The 17,882-nt window shown below is 62.7% G+C and carries 10 protein-coding genes; 1 reads left to right on the top strand and 9 read right to left on the bottom strand.

What is annotated here, in order from left to right; all coding sequences use genetic code 11:
- Nucleotides 1–618: 618 nt before the first annotated feature.
- From QOC89_RS11125 to QOC89_RS11115, 3 genes are read right to left on the bottom strand one after another with little or no spacing between them, the layout of a single operon-like run.
- Nucleotides 619–1,362 (bottom strand): winged helix-turn-helix transcriptional regulator, encoded by a 744-nt coding sequence (locus QOC89_RS11125; protein WP_323045061.1) that lies wholly within the window; start codon nt 1,360–1,362, stop codon nt 619–621.
- A gap of 35 nt (nt 1,363–1,397) precedes the next feature.
- Nucleotides 1,398–2,795, bottom strand: a complete 1,398-nt coding sequence (locus tag QOC89_RS11120) for a HAMP domain-containing sensor histidine kinase (protein WP_323045060.1) — start codon at nt 2,793–2,795, stop codon at nt 1,398–1,400.
- A gap of 13 nt (nt 2,796–2,808) precedes the next feature.
- Nucleotides 2,809–3,486, bottom strand: a complete 678-nt coding sequence (locus QOC89_RS11115) for a response regulator transcription factor (protein ID WP_323045059.1) — start codon at nt 3,484–3,486, stop codon at nt 2,809–2,811.
- 365 nt (nt 3,487–3,851) lie between these two features.
- On the opposite strand from QOC89_RS11115, the gene QOC89_RS11110 reads away from it, so the two are divergent.
- Complete coding sequence (locus tag QOC89_RS11110; protein ID WP_323045058.1) at nt 3,852–4,196, top strand: DUF4148 domain-containing protein; 345 nt, start codon at nt 3,852–3,854, stop codon at nt 4,194–4,196.
- A gap of 108 nt (nt 4,197–4,304) precedes the next feature.
- On the opposite strand, the gene QOC89_RS11105 is transcribed toward QOC89_RS11110, so the two are convergent.
- From QOC89_RS11105 to QOC89_RS11080, 6 genes are all read right to left on the bottom strand, one after another.
- Nucleotides 4,305–5,666: a TldD/PmbA family protein gene (locus tag QOC89_RS11105; RefSeq protein ID WP_323045062.1), complete on the bottom strand. Its 1,362-nt coding sequence runs from the start codon at nt 5,664–5,666 to the stop codon at nt 4,305–4,307.
- On the bottom strand, nt 5,666–7,102 hold the full coding sequence (locus tag QOC89_RS11100) for a TldD/PmbA family protein (RefSeq protein ID WP_323045057.1): 1,437 nt from the start codon (nt 7,100–7,102) through the stop codon (nt 5,666–5,668). Before QOC89_RS11100 ends, QOC89_RS11105 begins: the two co-directional genes overlap by 1 nt.
- A gap of 157 nt (nt 7,103–7,259) precedes the next feature.
- Nucleotides 7,260–13,145, bottom strand: a complete 5,886-nt coding sequence (uvrA, locus tag QOC89_RS11095) for an excinuclease ABC subunit UvrA (protein ID WP_323045056.1) — start codon at nt 13,143–13,145, stop codon at nt 7,260–7,262.
- Between the two features lie 286 nt (nt 13,146–13,431).
- Nucleotides 13,432–13,671: a hypothetical protein gene (locus tag QOC89_RS11090; RefSeq protein ID WP_323045055.1), complete on the bottom strand. Its 240-nt coding sequence runs from the start codon at nt 13,669–13,671 to the stop codon at nt 13,432–13,434.
- A gap of 43 nt (nt 13,672–13,714) precedes the next feature.
- Nucleotides 13,715–17,137 carry a hypothetical protein gene (locus QOC89_RS11085; RefSeq protein WP_323045054.1) on the bottom strand — a complete coding sequence of 1,141 codons (3,423 nt, stop codon included), beginning with the start codon at nt 17,135–17,137 and terminating at the stop codon, nt 13,715–13,717.
- 370 nt (nt 17,138–17,507) lie between these two features.
- The coding region (locus tag QOC89_RS11080; protein WP_323045053.1) for an aspartate/glutamate racemase family protein at nt 17,508–17,882 on the bottom strand (375 nt) is incomplete at its 5' end.

Genomic DNA, 17,882 nt, shown 5'->3' with positions numbered 1-17,882 from the left:
AAGCGGAGAAGCGGAGAAGCGGAGAAGCGGAGAAGCGGAGAAGCGGAGAAGCGGAGAAGCGGAGAAGCGGAGAAGCGGAGAAGCGGAGAAGCGGAGAAGCGGAGAAGCGGAGAAGCGGAGCAATGATACTTTCATGCACGGCACTACACGGCACCAATTGAAACATGCTGGAGAAAACGCGGCGGATGTTTTTATGAGGTACCGCTTCGGCGCGCGCAGCGCCGCCGGAAGTATGACGGCCTTGTCACCAAAGCTGAATGTGCGAGGGCACGGATTCCAGATGTGCCACTACCGCGACTGTGCGGGGGACCCGCTTATGAGCTGGCGGGTTGAGCCGCTTTCTTTTGCCTACTTTTCTTTGCGGCAGGCAAAGAAAAGTAGGTGCCTGCCCCGCACAGGGGCGACGCTAATAGACCAATAAGAAATCAAGGAAAGGCCAACGCCTCAGGCAGTAAGTGCCGCCCCGCACAGGGGCGACGCTAATAGACCGATAAGAAATCAAGGAAAGGCCAACGCCGGAGGCCAAACAGACAGCAAGCGCCGCGCAGGCAACCAGCACAAAGAAAGGCCAACACCCTAAGCAAAAACAACCCAAAAGCGCCCCGCAAGAAAAACCCTTTATACAGAAACCTGATACCCAAACCGACTAACCGTCTCAATCCGCACCTCAGGCACATCCCCTACAAGCTTGCGCCGCAACCTGGACACAACAAGATTGACACTAGAAGGATCAACATCCTCCTTCTCCGGCCAGGCATAACGGATCAGCTGATCCCTTGCCACCGGTGCATTGACCTGCTTCAGCAGGCACTCAAGCAAGAGAAATTCCCGCCGCGTAACGGCAACCCGCCGCCCGCCAAAAACTAGTTCCCGCGTAGCGGCATCCAGGCAAGCTCCACCCACAGCGGGCAAACCAGAAGCCGCAGAAGAAACAAACCCAGACCCAGACCCAGCGGCAACGCCAACGGCAGCGCCAACGCCAACGCCAAGCCTCCCACCCCCAACCCGCTGCAAGGCGGCCATCCTCTCATGCAGTTCAATAAACGAATAAGGCTGACAGAAACACGCATCCGCGCCAGCGCGCAAAACCCTTGTCCGATCCCGCGCAGTAGCCATCCCAAGCACGGCAACAATCGCCGCTCCATTCGCCGCCGCAGCGAACTCTCCAATGAAGCCCTGCAAGGATGAATAAAACCCAACCTCAAGCACCATCAAAACAACCGCATCGTACGGTTCCTGGGAAGCAAGAAAAACCCCATCCCGCAAATCGTCGGCCCGTTGCAAACTATGCGCGCTCTCTTGCAGCGCCTTGAACAGCCACGCCGCTTCCGGATGAGGAGGTCCAACAAACAGGATGCGCATTTACCACTCTGCCATGACAAGAAAGAAACCAGACCTCATGCAAGCGTCCTCGACCAGCATTCGATGCTAATCCGGGTGCCAGGTTTCGCATTCCCAATCTTCATCGTGAAGTCATGCACCCGCATCACCGCCGAAACAATGCTCAAACCCAATCCCGATCCCGCCACGTGCCGGGTACTCTCCCCACGATAAAACCGCTGCAGGACCGCGTCGCGTTCTTCCGCGGCAATGCCATGCCCGTTATCGACAATATCCACCTGCGGTCCCGCCGAAGTCTGTCGAAGCTCCATGCGCACCGACCCGCCTTCAGGCGTGAACTTGATCGCGTTATCCACCAGATTGCTCAAGGCTTCGAACAGCAACGCACGGTCGCCGTGAATCGCATCGACTGGGTGCACATGCACGGACAGCTGAATCGAGCGGCTCTCGGCGAGTGGTTCGTAGAGTTCACCCACCTCCTCCACCAATGTCTCGAGTTGCATTTCGCCGAAACCACCGCGCCGCTTCAGCGTGCCGATCTCGGAGATACGCAACATCGCGCGAAAACGGTCGAGCAATGCATCGGTCTCGGTGCGCGCGCGCTCGACGAGTTTCGACAGCGCGGCATCGTCGAGCGTATTGGTGCGCTCCGCCGCATGCGCCAGCAAGGTTCGCACATGCGCGAGCGGCGTGCGCAGATCGTGCGCAATGCCATCGCACGCGCCCTTCACTTCATTCATGAGGCGCTCGACTTCCGCGAGCATATGGTTCACCAGATGCGCGAGCATATCCACTTCATCGCGTCCGCCAATCGGCAAGCGTTCCGCGAGATCGCCCTGCGCAATCCGCTGCGTGACGCGCCGGATCGCTTTCAGCCGGCGCATCTGCCGCACGCTCAGCGCGAGGCCCCCCGCCACGCCCGCCAGCAGGCACACGATTCCGCCGCCCACCAGCGCGTTGATGATGGTCTCGCGAATCCGCAGGATGTGCGTCAGATCACGCGCGACGACCAGCGTCGAGCCGTCGTTGCGACGCTCGGCCATGGCTCGAACCACCGGCGTCTGGTCGTTGCGCACCAGCGAAAGCCTGAGGTCGAGCGTTCTGCCGGAGCGATCAGTGGGCAGTTGCGACGGATACGCCAGCACGTCCCCGGCCATCAGATGACCGTCCGGGGCGAACAGCCCGTAGTAATTGGTGTGCATGCGCTCGTGTTCGATACGCCGGTGAATCGCGTCGGCGAGGCCTGCGTCAGGCACTGAATCGAAGTAGACCAGTTGCCAGTCCATCACCACATCGGTCTCGCGCTCCATATCGCCGGTCACGGCCCAGCCGATATAGCCCAGCAACAGCATCACCGAAAGCGAAAAAATAACCGCATAGATGGATAGCAGGCGAAACGTGGTGGAATGCCAGCGTCGTCCGAGCGCGGACTGAACCGGGGAGGTTGGGTCCATCAGAATGCCCTGCTCATGCGAGGATATAACCCGAGCCTCGCACGGTCTGAATCATGGGCGTGACGCCGGGCGGGTCGATTTTTTTGCGCAACCGGCCCATGTGCACGTCGATCAGATTGGTGCCCGGGTCGAAGTGGTAACCCCACACCGCCTCGAACAGCATGGTGCGCGTGATGGTCTGTCCCGCCTGCCGCATCATGAATTCAAGCACGCGATATTCGGTGGGCAGCAAATCGATCTCTTCGCCGTCGCGCTGAACCTTGCGGGAAATCAGATCGAGCTCGAGCGGGCCGACCCGCAGATGCGTTTCGAGTGGTGTGACCGGCACCTGACTACGGCGCAACAGCACCTCGAGGCGCGCGGTCATTTCTTCGGGATCGAAAGGCTTGGTCAGATAGTCGTCGCCACCGGCGCGCAGGCCGCGCACCCGTTCGTCCACATCGCCCAGCGCGCTCAACATCAGCACCGGCGTTTGAATACCGATGCTGCGCATGGTGGTGAGGATCGTGAGACCGTCCACGCCCGGCAGCATGCGGTCAAGCGTGATTACGTCGTAATCCTTGCTGAGCGCGCGTGCCATGCCGTCACGGCCGTTGGCCACCCAATCCACAGTGAAGCCGCGGCTTTCCAGTTCCCCGACAATCTCAGTCGCGGTAATTTCATCGTCTTCGATCGTCAGTACTCGCGACATGATCATTGCATGCGCCGCCGCCCGCTCTACCGATGCAAGCGGCGGGCACGACCGGTTATCAGTAGTAGGAGATGATGATGCCATATTCGGCTTGCGCGTTTCAGAGCACGGGCGTGCGATTCGACGGCTGTCACCGCTTTGCCTCAGTGCTTGTGTGCAGGCTACACGCGCTCACATGGCGAGTGAATATCCGCTTCATGAAGAAAAATTTAAGTTCGCCGTTAGTCCATTGAAAACGAACGACGACACAATAAAACAAATTTCACTTCGCCGACGCCGCTCCGGTAGGACGCCTCAACTAACCTTCTGCCATCCGCTGCTTTCCTTGCGGTCCCACTCGAACCTTTATCGTGGATGGTATCAAAATGAAACTCGCAACCAGATCACTCGTCGCCACCCTTCTGCTGATCGGCAGCGCCTCGGCAATGGCCGCGCCCGGCCTCACGCCGCAGCAATGCAACAGCTACCCGTTCAAACCGCTCAAGGGCGAAGTCACGCACAAACAGTTGATGCAAGAGCTCAGCGAACTGGAAGCGGTCGGCTACAACCCCGGCGGCGACGATGACGAATACCCCAGCGATCTGCAAGCGGCACAGCAAAAAGTGCAAGCCGAATATCGCGCCGACTGCCTGCCGGCCGCCAACATGACAACCTCGCAAAGCTCGGCCACCGTCGTGCCTTCGCAAGCATCGGCGACCCCGGCGGGCTAGGGTGAGTGTCTGGCGGCGCGCCGACCCAGTCATACGGCACACCGACCGGCAACGCACGCCAAAGCCGTTCGGATTGCATGGAGACGCGGCGCGCCTTGATTCACAGGCTCACAACGTCAATTCGAACGACCTCGTCAGGAGGCCCGGCAATTGCATGCCGCCCGTGGCGCGCTCGCCCCATGTCGAATCGCTCAGGAGCAGTTCCGCTTGCGCGCCGAGTTGTTCGAGTTCGCTGCCGAGCACGCGGTACAAACTGTCGTCGAAACGCATGGCTTCGAGCGGCGCGACGACTTGCCCGTTCTCGACCCAGAACGTCGCGAAGCGCGTCATGCCGGTCAGGCGGCAATTCATCCGGTCCGAGAAATTCACGTACCAGAGATTGCCGATGTAGAGACCGGTATCGAGTTTCGCCAGCACGTCTTCTTCAAGCAGATCGCCCGCTTGCATCGAAAGCGCCGCCGGCGACTCGTTCGCCAGCGCACCGTTGGGCGTCAACCCATATTCGCGCGCGCTGCGTGCATTGGTCAGGCGCTCGGCACTGTGGCCGGACTGAATCAACGGCACGCTTTCGCGCAAATAGCCGTCATCGTTAAAGCCAGGCGTAATGCCGAGATTGAGATCTTCGCTGATCGTGACGCGTGGGTCGACTGAGATTTCTCCCACATGCAGTTTGTATAGCTCGCTGCGAGAACTCGCCTGAGCGCGGGCGGAGAAACCGCTCCACGCTGTCACGCCGAGCAATTCCGCGAGTGCTTCAGGTGCCAGATACGAGCGATAGCGCCCGGGGGCCAAGGCGCGCGGCGTGCGCGCGAGCACGGGCAGACGGGTGGCGGCCTGTTCGACCTTGCGGGCAAAAACGGCCTCGCTCCACACGTCGCCGGCGTAAGTCGTTTTGATCGCGCGGCCGCTCGGATCGTATAGCGACCAGCTGAAATTGAAGTTATCGACTTCGTACCAGCCGCGGCTGCCGCTGGTGGACGCGAAACCGCGCACGATCGTGCCGCCCGCATAAAAGCCCACGAAATCGAGTCCTTGCGCGCATTCGGTAACGATGCGCAAGAGGCTCTCCGGTTCCGGCAGCTTGCCTGAACGTTGGGTGGTGCGCTGCCATGTCGACGTGTCGAACAACAGATGCGGATCGTCCGCCGCACCGCGCAGGCTTTCACGCAAGGTGGCGAGCGCCGCGCTCACCTCGTCCAGATCCTGTTGCAGATCGCCACAGACGGTCAGCGTCGAATAGGCCTGCCGCGCGCCGTCGATCAAACGCAAGGTCAGCTTGCCTTGTGAGACGCTGCCGATCTGCCGCACTTTGCCCGCGTTGAAGCGGATAAAGTCGGATTGCTCGCCGGCGAATGAACTCAGCGTGGTTTCCGCGCCTTGTTGCAAGCGTTCGATTGCATCGGCAAGCGATGTGAAATGCTGTTGCCAATCGACCGACACCACGGAGCGCGACGACATGAACTGGCCCATCATGCGCCTCCAAACACGTCGACATTGCTGAACACACACGCCGGCGATGCGTGGCCGACGCGGATGATCTGCGCCGGCTCACCCTTGCCGCACATGGACGTGCCGTAAACCTCGCGCGTCTCCGCGTTACCCACCGCGCTCAGGCTGCGCCAGAAATTCGCCGAGATGCCGCGGTAGTTGGGTTGCTTGACGATCTGAGTCAGCTCGCCGTTTTCGATCAGTTGACCGAACTCGCAACCGAACTGGAATTTGTTGCGATGGTCGTCGATCGACCAGGACGTATTCGTGCGCATCAGAATGCCGTGTTCGATGTTGCCGATCATCTGTTCCAGCGAACTCTCGCCGGGTTCGATGTTCAGATTCGCCATCCGGTCGATCGGTGGCCGGTTCCAGTTCGACGCGCGGGAATTCGCCACGCCCGCCATCTGCGCGCGTTGCTGCGAAAGCGCGCCGCCCAGCGGACGTTCGAGCACGCCGTCGCGGATCAGATAGTGCTTCTTCGCTTCAGTGCCGTCGTCGTCGAATGCGTATGCGGCCGCTTCTTCGCGCAGCTCCGGGTCGAAGGTCACGTTCAGCAGTTCCGAGCCGTAACGGTACGAGCCGAACATGTCCTTCTTGACGAAGCTCCAGCCGGCGAAGTTGCGTTCGTCGCCGAGAATACGATCGAGTTCGAGCGGATGGCCAATCGATTCATGAATCTGCAGCATCATCTGATCGGGCATCAGCAGCAAATCGCGCTTGCCCGATGGACAATTCGGCGCGGCCAGCAATTGCAGCGCTTCATTCGCGACACGCACACCCGCGCCCTCGAAACCAAAGCGCGTCAGCACCTCCATGCCGCCCTGCCCCAGAGTGCCGTAGTTGCCGCCAAGGGTACGCACCTGGGTATCGCCGTTCGCGTGGGCGGCCACACTCAATTGCGGCATCACGAACTGAAACTGCTGATCGATCCGCACGCCGTCGCCGGTGACATAGAGCTGATCGGTGTGCGTAATCTGCACGGCCGCGACGCGTTCGACAATCCGCGCGTCGAGATTCGCGCCCGCGCATTCCACGGCGAGGCGCTCCAACCATTCGGCGCGGCCCGGCAGCGCGTGCTGCGCATTCGGCGACACGTACTGGCCGCTCACGGCAGGACGCGCGACGTCGCGATGGTCGATCAACGACACCGCCGCGCTCGCTTCCGCGCGGGCGGTGGCGAGATTCAGCGCCTCCTGCAGGCCAGCGGCACTCAGATTCGCGGTGGCCGCATAGCCCGCTCCTGCGCCCACCCAGGCGGTCAGCATCGCGCCGCGATCGCGTACCGTGCGCATGGGTTGCGCGATGTCGTTGCGGACCTCGTGATCGTCGACTTGTTCATCGACAATGCGCAGCGACCAGAACGCCGCACGGCTCGTAAGCGACCGGGCGGCTTGCGCCCAACGTTCGTCAATCATGGATGGGTCTCATAGGAGTCTCTGCTGCGCCCGCGGATCACACCAGCCGCGATTGGGTATTTCTGGCCGCGTGGATCGCTGTGCGCAAGCGCCGATTCAGAACCAGAACGAACAACCCGGCAGGAACGGCGCAAGGCTATTGCGCCGTTGCGCACCCTCAGCCGTTCGTGCCCTCTACTGCCACCACCGCCACCTCGTTCTGCGCTCGCGCGAGCACCGGACGCAGCGCCGCACCTGTGTGGCTGGCGGCGACGCGGGACAATCCCTCGGGGTCCGTAGCGGCGACGATAGTGCCGCCGCCCACACCGCCTTCCGGCCCGAGATCGATGATCCAGTCCGCCTCGGCGATCACGTCGAGATCGTGCTCGATGACGACGACGCTATGGCCGCCGTCCGCGAGACGATGCAGTACGCGAATCAGCTTCGCGACGTCCGCCATATGCAAGCCGACAGTCGGCTCGTCCAGCACATACAGCGTATGAGGCGGCTTCTGACCGCGCCGCGTGATGTCGTCGCGCACCTTGCTCAACTCGGTGACGAGCTTGATACGCTGCGCTTCCCCACCCGACAACGTAGGCGACGGTTGTCCCAGCGTGAGATAGCCGAGCCCCACGTCTTTCATCAATTGCAACGGATGCGCGATGTTCGAGATCGGTGCGAAGAACTCGACGGCCTCGTCGATTTCCATGGTCAGCACGTCGCCGATGTTCTTGCCGCGCCACGTAACCGCCAGCGTCTCCGGATTGAAGCGCTGGCCGTGGCAAACGTCGCATGGCACCTTCACGTCGGGCAGGAAACTCATGCCGATGGTGCGCACGCCCTGCCCTTCGCAAGCCGGGCAGCGTCCTTCGCCCGTGTTGAACGAGAAACGCGATGCCGTATAACCACGGGCGCGCGCTTCGAGCGTGCCGGCGAACAGCTTGCGGATCGCATCCCATACGCCGATGTATGTTGCCGGACACGACCGCGGTGTTTTGCCGATCGGCGTCTGATCGACTTCGAGCACGCGGTCGATGGTTTCCCAACCCGTGATCGCCTCGCATCCTTGCCAGGCGTGCGTAACGTTCAGCGGCGCGCGCGGCGCCGTGCGCGCCAACACGCTTGAACGCCGGTTCGCCGCCGGTTGCGTCTCGGCCGCCGCGCGCGCACGCCGCGTGGCCGGCGACGACAGCACCGAGCGGCCCACCGCATCCAGCAAGTTGGCCATCAGCACGTCGCGCGCGAGCGTCGACTTACCTGAACCGCTCACGCCAGTCACCGCGACGAGACGCGAAAGCGGGATGCCAACGGTAACGTTTTGCAGGTTGTGCAATTTCCCGCCGTGCACCGTCAACCAGTTCTCCGGCACCGCGGCTGTGCGTTTGCTCGGCGCGACCACCTCGCGGCGCGGCTGCAACGGATGCACGATTGGATGAGCGAGAAACTGCCCGGTCAGAGAATCGGGCTGCGCCGACAGATCGGCCACGCTGCCCTGCGCGACCAGCGTGCCGCCGCGCTTGCCCGCACCCGGTCCGATATCGATGATGTGATCGGCACGCCGGATCGTGTCCTCGTCGTGCTCGACCACCACCAGCGTATTGCCCTTTTCGCCCAGCTTGCGCAACGCGTTGAGCAAAATCTGGTTGTCGCGCGGATGCAAGCCGATGGTCGGTTCGTCCAGCACATAGCACACGCCTTGCAGGTTGCTGCCCAGCTGTGCGGCAAGCCGGATACGCTGCGCTTCGCCGCCCGACAGGCTCGGCGCCGCGCGATCGAGACTCAGATAACCGAGTCCGACTTCTTCCAGAAATTGCAGGCGGCTGCCGATTTCGCTCACCACGTCGCGCGCGATTTCCGCGTCCCGGCCCGTCATCTCCAACGTGTCGATCCACGCGCGCGTGTCGGACACCGTCCATTGCGCGACGTCGACAATCGCCTGCTCGCCGAACCTGACCGCGCGTGCAGTCGGGTTCAGACGCGTGCCGCCGCAATCCGCACACGGTTCGTCGACGAGGCCTTCCGGTTCCTGTTCCTCGGAGGGCAAGCTCTGCTCGCGGCCGCGATTGTCTTCGACCATCACGGTATCGTCGTATGCCGCGCGTTGTTCGCGCGTCAACGCGAGGCCTGTGCCGACGCAGGTCGTGCACCAGCCATGCTTGCTGTTGTACGAGAACATGCGCGGGTCGAGTTCGGGATAGCTCGTGCCGCAGACCGGGCAGGCGCGCTTGGTGGACAGGACTTTCACCGCACCGAGTTCCGCGGTGGGACGGCCGCCGCTGATCGCGTCATGCAAGCCGTCGAGCGGCGCCAGCAGGTGCATGACGCCCTTGCCGATGTCGAGCGTCTGGTCGAGCGCCTGGCGCAGCTCCGCTTCGTTATCCGGCGACACGACGAGGTCGGTTACCGGCAATTCGATGGTGTGCTCGCGGAAACGATCGAGCTTGGGCCACGGGTCCACCGGCACGAATTCGCCGTCCACACGCAAATGCGTATTGCCGCGTGCTTTCGCCCACTTCGCGAGGTCGGTATAGACGCCTTTGCGGTTGACGACCAGCGGCGCGAGAAAGCCGACGTGTTGCCCTTTGTGATCGCGCAGCAACTGCGCCGCAATCGATTCGACGCTTTGCGAAGTGACCGGCGTGCCGTCATGAATGCAATGTTGCAGACCGAGCTTCACATAGAGCAGGCGCAGGAAGTGCCAGACTTCGGAGGTGGTCGCCACGGTACTCTTGCGGCCACCGCGCGACAAACGCTGTTCGATCGCGACGGTAGGGGGAATGCCATACACCGCGTCCACCTCGGGGCGACCGGCCGGCTGCACGATGGAGCGTGCGTACGCGTTCAGCGATTCGAGGTAACGGCGCTGCCCTTCGTGGAACAGAATGTCGAAGGCCAGCGTGGACTTGCCCGAACCGGACACGCCGGTAATCACATTGAACTTGCCGTGCGGAATATCCACATCCAGTGCTTTCAGGTTGTGCTCGCGCGCATTCACGATGCGCACCACGTCCTCGCCTTCAATTGCCCTTCGCGCACGCGCCGCGCTCAGTGCCTTTTGTAATGGAATGCCCTGCGACGCAGGTTCGGCCGCTGCATTCATCGCGCGGTCGTATTGCAGCAATGCTTCGCCGGTATGCGACTCAGCACAGCGCTTGACGTCTTCCGGCGTGCCCGCGCACAGCACTCTGCCGCCGCCGTCACCGCCTTCGGGGCCGAGGTCGATCAGCCAGTCGGCCGCACGGATCACGTCGAGATTGTGTTCGATCACGATCAACGAATGGCCGCTCGCCAGCAACTTGCCGAACGCCTGCATCAGTTTGGCGATGTCGTCGAAATGCAGGCCGGTGGTCGGCTCGTCGAACATGAACAGGCGTTTTGCGACCGGTTGTTTTGTGCTGCGCGCGGTACGCGCCTGCGCCGATTCCGCGAGGAAGCCGGCGAGCTTGAGCCGCTGTGCCTCGCCGCCGGACAACGTGGGCACCGGCTGGCCGAGCTTCACGTATTCGAGGCCGACGTCGACGATTGGCTGCAACACGCGCAATACTTCGGCATCTTTCGCGAAGTAGGCGGTGGCTTCGCTTACCGTCAGTTCCAGTACGTCCGCGATGCTCAGCGCGCGCGCCGGCTCGCCGCGCTCTATTTTCACTTCGAGCAGTTCCGCGCGATAACGGCGCCCGTCGCAATCCGGGCAGCGCAGATAGACGTCGCTCAGGAACTGCATTTCAATGTGTTCGAAACCCGAGCCGCCGCAGGTCGGACAGCGCCCGTCGCCGGAGTTGAAGCTGAACATGCCGGGCCCGTAGCCGCGTTGCTGCGCGAGCGGCGCCTTTGCGAACAGCTTGCGGATTTCGTCGAATGCGCCGACGTAGCTGGCCGGATTCGAGCGCGCGGTCTTGCCGATCGGCGACTGGTCGACGAATACGACATCTGTGACCTGGTCGGCGCCGGTCAGGCTTTTGAATGCGCCGGGCGCTTCGGTGGCGAGGCCGAAATGCCGCGCCATGGCCGGATAGAGCACGTCCTGCAGCAAGGTGGACTTGCCTGAGCCCGACACCCCTGTCACGCAGACGAGCCGCTCCAACGGGATTTCGACGGTGACGTCCCGCAGATTGTGTTCGGTTGCGCCTTCGAGCACGATGCGCGGCGTGCCGGCATTCACCGGACGCTGCGACCAATGCGCGGCGTCCGCCACCTGCCGGCGACCACCCAGATACTCGCCGGTCAGCGTGCCGGACGAGCGGATTGCCTCGGGCACACCGTCGTAAATGATCGAGCCGCCACGTTCGCCCGGCCCCGGGCCCATGTCGATCAGGCGATCGGCTGCCAGCATCACCGAGGGATCGTGTTCGACCACCACCAGCGTGTTGCCCGCGTCGCGCAGCCGATGCATGGCCTCGACGATCCGGTTCAGATCGCGCGGATGCAGGCCGATACTCGGCTCGTCGAGCACGAACAGCGTTTTCGTCAGCGACGTGCCCAGCGCGGTGGTCAGATTGATCCGCTGCACCTCGCCGCCCGAGAGCGTGCGGCTTTGCCGGTCGAGCGTCAGATAGCCGAGCCCGACGTCGCACAGATACTTGAGGCGCGTACGCACTTCGGCGAGCAACAGTTTGAGTGCGTCGTCGAGCAGTGCGCTCGGCAAGCTGATCTCGTCGAAGAACCGCCGGATGCGTTCGATCGGCATCAGCATCAGATCGTGCACGGTCAGACCCGGCAAGGACTCCAGTTGCCCCCGCGTCCACTCGACGCCGCGCGGCATGAAGCGCTTTTCGGGCGCCAGCCCGTCGTCCGCATTCTGCTTGTTACCGAGGCGCCATAACAGCGATTCCGTTTTCAGACGCGCGCCGCCACAGGTTTCGCACGGCGTGTAGCTGCGGTATTTCGACAGCAGCACGCGGATGTGCATCTTGTACGCTTTCGATTCGAGATATTCGAAGAAGCGTTTGACGCCGTACCAATGGCTTTGCCACTTGCCGTTCCAATCCGGCGAACCGTTGATGACCCAGTCGCGCTCGGCGTCCGTCAACTCGCCCCAAGGCGTACCGCGGCGAATATCGGCTTTCGCCGCATAGCGCATCAGGTCGTCCTGGCATTCTTTCCAGGCCGGCGTTTGCATCGGCTTGATGGCGCCTTCGCGCAGTGTCTTGCGCGCGTCGGGGATCACGAGGCCGAGGTCGACGCCAATCACGCGGCCGAACCCGCGGCAGACCTCGCACGCGCCGTAAGCCGAATTGAACGAGAACAGCGCCGGCTGCGGATCCGCATAGCGCAGATCGCTCTCGGGACTATGCAAACCGGTGGAGAAACGCCAGATCTGGGGCGCGGCTTCTTTGGCTTCCGGCGCCTCCGGCGCAGCGGGCAGCACGTAGATGTTGACGCGGCCGGCGCCGCGCTTGAGCGACGCCTCGATGGCTTCGACCACGCGCTGCTTGTCGACCGCGCGCAAACGGAAGCGGTCGGCCACCACATCGAGCAGCTTGCGCTTGCCGGTGGGCGAATCGACTTCGCGCTGCGCCTGCACGCGCGTGTAGCCGCTCGCGGACAACCACTGCTCCACTTCCTGCTCGGACGCCGTCTCCGGCAACTCGACCGGAAACGTGACGACCAGCCGCGGGTCATGCTCCGCCGTGCGTTCGAGCAACTCGGCGTAGATCGTTTCCGGTGTGTCGTGGCGCACCGGGTGCGCGGTCTTGCGATCGAACAGCTCGGCCGCGCGCGCGTACAGCAGCTTCAGGTGATCGTTCAATTCCGTCATGGTGCCGACGGTGGAACGCGAACTGCGCACCGGGTTGGTCTGGTCGATCGCGATGGCGGGCGGCACACCGTCCACACGGTCGACTTGCGGCCGGTCCATGCGGTCGAGAAACTGCCGGGCGTAGGCGCTGAAGGTTTCGACGTAGCGCCGCTGCCCTTCCGCGTACAAAGTGTCGAACACGAGACTCGATTTACCCGAACCGGATGGGCCGGTGACGACCGTCATCTCGCCGGTGCGTACGTCGAGATCGACGTTCTTCAGGTTGTGCTGACGTGCGCCGCGAATGCGGATGATTCCGTTAGATGCCAATTTTTCCGACCGTCTGAATGAGTGGACCACCTCTCACGGACGCCTCGCGACCGCGCAAGTTCAGTGTGCCCGAGCCGGCGGGAAAACACGCCAAAGGCCCAGGTTGCAGGGGGTTACTATACTGTATATTTATACAGTTTTCCTGGCGAGCGCGCGGGAAGCCCCGCGAGCACCGGTTGGAAATGACTGTGCCCGATGCTTTCACGAGCGGAACAAGCGCAGTCGCCCCAACTCATACGAAGCCGGAACGCACGGCAGCTATACCTTTTTTAATTACGCTGGCCGTTCAGATCGCGCTGACACGCGCAGAGAATGCGCTGCCCCACGCGCCTGGTGCACTGCCCGAATCTACCGCTGCGCTTTCGCCCAGTGCATACGCCACGCAGCGTTTTGCCAGCACGTCTCGGATCGACCAGCCGCACGGCCGGCCCCCTGGCCGCTCCAGCGTCGAACCGCGCAGCAGCAGCGGCAATTCGGCACAGCCCAGCACGACGACCTGTACGCCTTGCGCGATCAGGTCGTCCATCGCCGCGAAATGGCTAATCAGAGAAGATGGAGAAATGCTTCACTCACGCGCTCCTGGGAGCGTCATCTCTGGTCAACTGCAGAAGAAAGTCGGTGTCTTCATCCGATAGAACCGCGACTACCGCATCAACGTCAGCGTCAAGCCGACGAGAGGCAGCCTCGGCCTCGACATCGGCGCCTCGCGCGATTGCACCGCCTCCTGACATGCCCGCTGGGCCAGCAATGCGCCGTGCCTCGGCGTCGAGCAGTAAAACTGCGTCGTCCCAGACGTTTTGCATCAACGGCGATTGCGCTGGACTTAGCCTCTCGATGAGTTCGTGCACGTACTGAGGGATAGTTTCGTCGACCTCCTCCGGCTCGAGGTGTTGACGTTTTTGTGGCGGCTCCCCCGCGCCCCACGGCCTGGTTTCGCCGCCGGCCGACGTGCCCGCAGCCGTCGAACCGGAAGTCTGGACCATACGCCGGCTTAAATTCGCCTGAACGGCTGCCGCCATATCAGGGCCCATTGTCGCAACGAAATCACCGAGTGCCTCTGCCAGAAGGTTCCGGCCTTGAATTCTGTGGACGGACGCGGTCGATAGTCTGAGTGCGTTAGCGACTTCCTCGGGCGACTCGCCGCGGTTCAGCCGCTCGATGATTTTCTCACGCGTCGTCTGACCAAGGGGCTGTCCAGCATGACTAAGCTCTATATGATGCCGGCGGCCAATATTCGCTACCGTGCTTCCACTGACACCTAGCTGCTTCGCCACGTCTTCTGCGGTAACGTTGAGCTTGAGCAAATCGACTGCGGCCCGGACAGTCTCGTCGGGCAGGTACCGTCCATATCCGTGTTCTTTCAAAAGACCATATTCACGACCGATTTTGCCTACCGCCGACGCGGATATGTTTAACTCGCGGCCAATTTCACTTTGAGTGCGCCCTTCATTGAGCAACTCAGCAACCTTCTGTCTTTTTTCTACTGATATCCGTCGCTCTGGAAATTTCACGCCATACTGTCTGGCAAGTCTGGCCACAGCGCTTATCGACACATTGGTCTGAGCAGCCACCTCCTTCACCGCTAAGCGCTGGTCAAGCAAATTCAGAATCTCTTTCTTCTTGTCCTCAGTAAGTTCCGTTCGCGGCTTGCGGAGCTGCACCTCGACCGCCTCGCCATGCAAAACCGCACGCACCTGCTGCAAGGATATCCCCGTCTGCTGCGCCACCTGCTCAGGCGTCCTCCCCGGCTGGTTCAGCAACCTGCGCACCCCATCCTTCTCGCCCTGCGTAAGCTCGCGCGGCGCCGGCTTCGGACCGCCCCCTTTAAGCCCCACGTCGCCATGCACCTCGAACGTTCCACCCGCGCCGATGCGCACCGGATACGCAGGCTTGCTCGCATCATCCGGATGAGCCACCCGTAGCGTGCCGTTGTCCGCGTCGTACTTCACCTTGTACCAATGGCCGTCCTGCTCGATATGCCGGCCGCCCTGCTTGTCGATGAACACGTTATTGCGCCAGTCCAGTTCGCCCGGTGGCCGCGACTCTTCATAAGACGAAGGAACCGGCAGCCCTTCCGCGCGAGGCGCCGACGTTTGCTCCGAGCCGGCCGGCCCGGTTTTCTGGACGGATCCCGCTTCGTCAGACCGACTGTCCGGCTGCCGGGGCGCCGTGTGCGTGGCTGGGTCCGGCAGCGCGCCCAGACTCTGCGCAATCCTCTCCTTTGCCGACATCGGCAACGACGGTTCCACGTTGGCCTCGACCGGGTGCAATCTCCCTAACGCCATTTCCGCAACCTCGCCCGGCCCGAACCTGCCCTTGAGCACGGGCAGTTTGTCCAGCCCACCCATCAGCAGGCCACCGACCATCAGGCTGGTGTCGAGCACCGCTTCTTCTCCCGAACTCAACCCGCCGTGGTTCGGTATCGTCGCATCGAGCAACTGCCCGGCCAGCCAGTCCATCCCCGGCAGCGGCATCAGACTGTTGAGCACCTTGCCCGTGGCATAGAGGACCTTGTCGAGCGTATCCGGCGTGTGCTCGCGCATCATCTGCCGGCTCCTGGCGTCGAGGTCCCTGATCGTGTCGATGTATTTCTGCGCCAGGTTCTGCACATACTGTCCGTCCGCCCGCGGCAGCGCCTGGCCGATGTCCCGGTAGAGCTTCGGCGTTCCGACCTGATCCAGATAATGGTCCTTGTCGCCGTTCGCGGTCAGTTCGTGCACCGCGCCTGATTCCAGCGCATGGACGCGCCTGAAGATCGCGGAATCCGGATCGTTCAGCCCTTGCTGGAAGGTCAGCAGGTCACGCGCCTTCTCGTCCGCGGACCGCTGCATGCCCGGCCCATGCCAATAGCCAGGGTTGGCGCGCTCCTGCTGCGACAGTCCGTCATCGGACAATAGCTTCTCGCCGATCGACTGATAGCCGTACGTCTGCGCGTACGCTTCGGCACGCCTGTCATTCCACTGCGGGTCGTCCGTATACGTCGGCAAACGGATGTTCCGGGCCGTGTAGTGCTCCGCTTCGTTCAGGATCCGCTCGACCCGTTGCGCCGACGCGCTCCATGTCTTCTGCTCGCTTGCCGTGTGCGCGGCCACCACCTTCTGGATCTCCGTCTGCATCTGCGTCTTGATCCGCACCGCGCCGTCGAGGGCCTGCGCGCGCGTCGCGTCGCTCGCGCCCGGCGCGACAAAGGCATCGTATTGCTGGCGCAGCGCGCTCATCTGCCCTCGTCCACCGTCTTGCAGATATTGCGTACCGACCGGCGCGTTGAACATCGCGGCGAGGCGGCGAACCGGATCCTGCCCGATCTCGCGCATCTCGCGCGACACATCGGCCGTGAGCGCCGCAATCGCCGTGCTTCGTTGCTCCGGGGGCTGCTGCAGCGCTTTCATTGCGCGGGCGGAATAGGCCTCGCGCGTCGACTCATCCATCTGCGCCAGTTGCGCGGACAGGCCGGCGAGTGCCTGGTCATCCTTGACGGTTGAGGGCGGCAGGCCCGTCAATGTGAGCTTCGTGTATTGCGCGAGCTGAGTTGCCGCGCGCTGATCATTGGTGTAATTCAGCGATGGTTTCCCGCTGCCGCCGTCGTATCGGTCGATGAGCTTCTGGGCGGTGGTGCCAGGCGGTGATGATGTTGAAGCGGTTGAGGTGGTTGAGGTGGTTGAGGCGGTTGAGGCGGTTGAGGCGCCGCCCTGACGCGTCATCGCAGCCTGGACCCGCCCCAGCGTAGGCTGCGCAGCCGCACTCTGCTTCGGCGCGAAACGCGATACGGTATCCGCCGACGCTGCCGATCTACGCTCCTTACCCTGCCCGTCATATTTCGTCAGGTCCCTCCCTGATCGAAGCATCTGATGCATGGCCTGCTGCCTTGCCGGCTGCCCATCCGGTTCCGACCGCACGCCCTCCTGTGCGGACGACGCTGCATCACGCACGTTACCTGGTACGCCATACTCCTCAGGATCGACTGCCTTGCGCTGAACGACGGTTACGCTCATATCGATACTCCCTGTTCTTAGCCCACGTCCCGACTCACCGATCGATCGGTCATCGACGAATCGCCATAGAAGAGGTATCCACGCGCAGACCCTGGCCGCCCTCGGCACAACACCGCTCCGGTACGGCGCATCGGCTTACTGGATTCGCGTATTCAGGCGTATGCCCGCGCTCATCGCGAACATCGCCTGCGAGCCGCACGGTGGTTGCCCGTCTATCGATGTCGCGCGCGTGCTGCTGCTCCCGGCCTGCGCCAGCTCATCGGCCACGACAGTTTCGCGTGGCCTTACGCACTCTTCGATTCGATCGTAACGGGTTCGCGCATTCAGCCTGACATATCCTAGCTATACCTTTTTTAATTACGCTGGCCGTTCAGATCGCGCTGACACGCGCAGGGAATGCGCTGTCCCACGCGCCTGGTGCACTGCCCGAATCTACCGCTGCGCTTTCGCCCAGTGCATACGCTACGCAGCGTTTTGCCAGCACGTCGGTCGGATCGACCAGCCGCACGGCCGGCCCCCCTGGCCGCCCCAACGTCGAACCGCGCAGCAGCAGCGGCAATTCGGTACAGCCCAGCACGACGACCTGTACGCCTTGCGCGATCAGGTCGTCCATCGCCGCGGCGAGGTCGTCGCAACACTCGCCTGACGTGTAGCCCGCCTTGGCGCCGCGCGGCCCATAAATCGCGTTCATCAGCCGCGCCTGGGCGGCCGCGGCCGGCGCGATCTGCACGAAGCCGCACGCGTC

Source organism: Paraburkholderia sp. (genome assembly GCF_034668105.1).
Taxonomy (GTDB): domain Bacteria; phylum Pseudomonadota; class Gammaproteobacteria; order Burkholderiales; family Burkholderiaceae; genus Paraburkholderia.
Note: the sequence above shows the minus strand (reverse complement) of the source record. Positions and strands in the feature narration are given on the sequence as shown.

Bases quoted from the DNA above. Each gene is read 5' to 3' on its own strand.
- QOC89_RS11125 (WP_323045061.1), bottom strand. From the start codon at position 1,362: ATGCGCATCCTGTTTGTTGGACCTCCTCATCCGGAAGCGGCGTGGCTG.
- QOC89_RS11120 (WP_323045060.1), bottom strand. From the start codon at position 2,795: ATGGACCCAACCTCCCCGGTTCAGTCCGCGCTCGGACGACGCTGGCAT.
- QOC89_RS11105 (WP_323045062.1), bottom strand. From the start codon at position 5,666: ATGGGCCAGTTCATGTCGTCGCGCTCCGTGGTGTCGGTCGATTGGCAA.
- QOC89_RS11085 (WP_323045054.1), bottom strand. From the start codon at position 17,137: ATGAGCGTAACCGTCGTTCAGCGCAAGGCAGTCGATCCTGAGGAGTAT.
- QOC89_RS11110 (WP_323045058.1), top strand. From the start codon at position 3,852: ATGAAACTCGCAACCAGATCACTCGTCGCCACCCTTCTGCTGATCGGC.
- QOC89_RS11115 (WP_323045059.1), bottom strand. From the start codon at position 3,486: ATGTCGCGAGTACTGACGATCGAAGACGATGAAATTACCGCGACTGAG.
- QOC89_RS11090 (WP_323045055.1), bottom strand. From the start codon at position 13,671: ATGGACGACCTGATCGCGCAAGGCGTACAGGTCGTCGTGCTGGGCTGT.
- QOC89_RS11100 (WP_323045057.1), bottom strand. From the start codon at position 7,102: ATGATTGACGAACGTTGGGCGCAAGCCGCCCGGTCGCTTACGAGCCGT.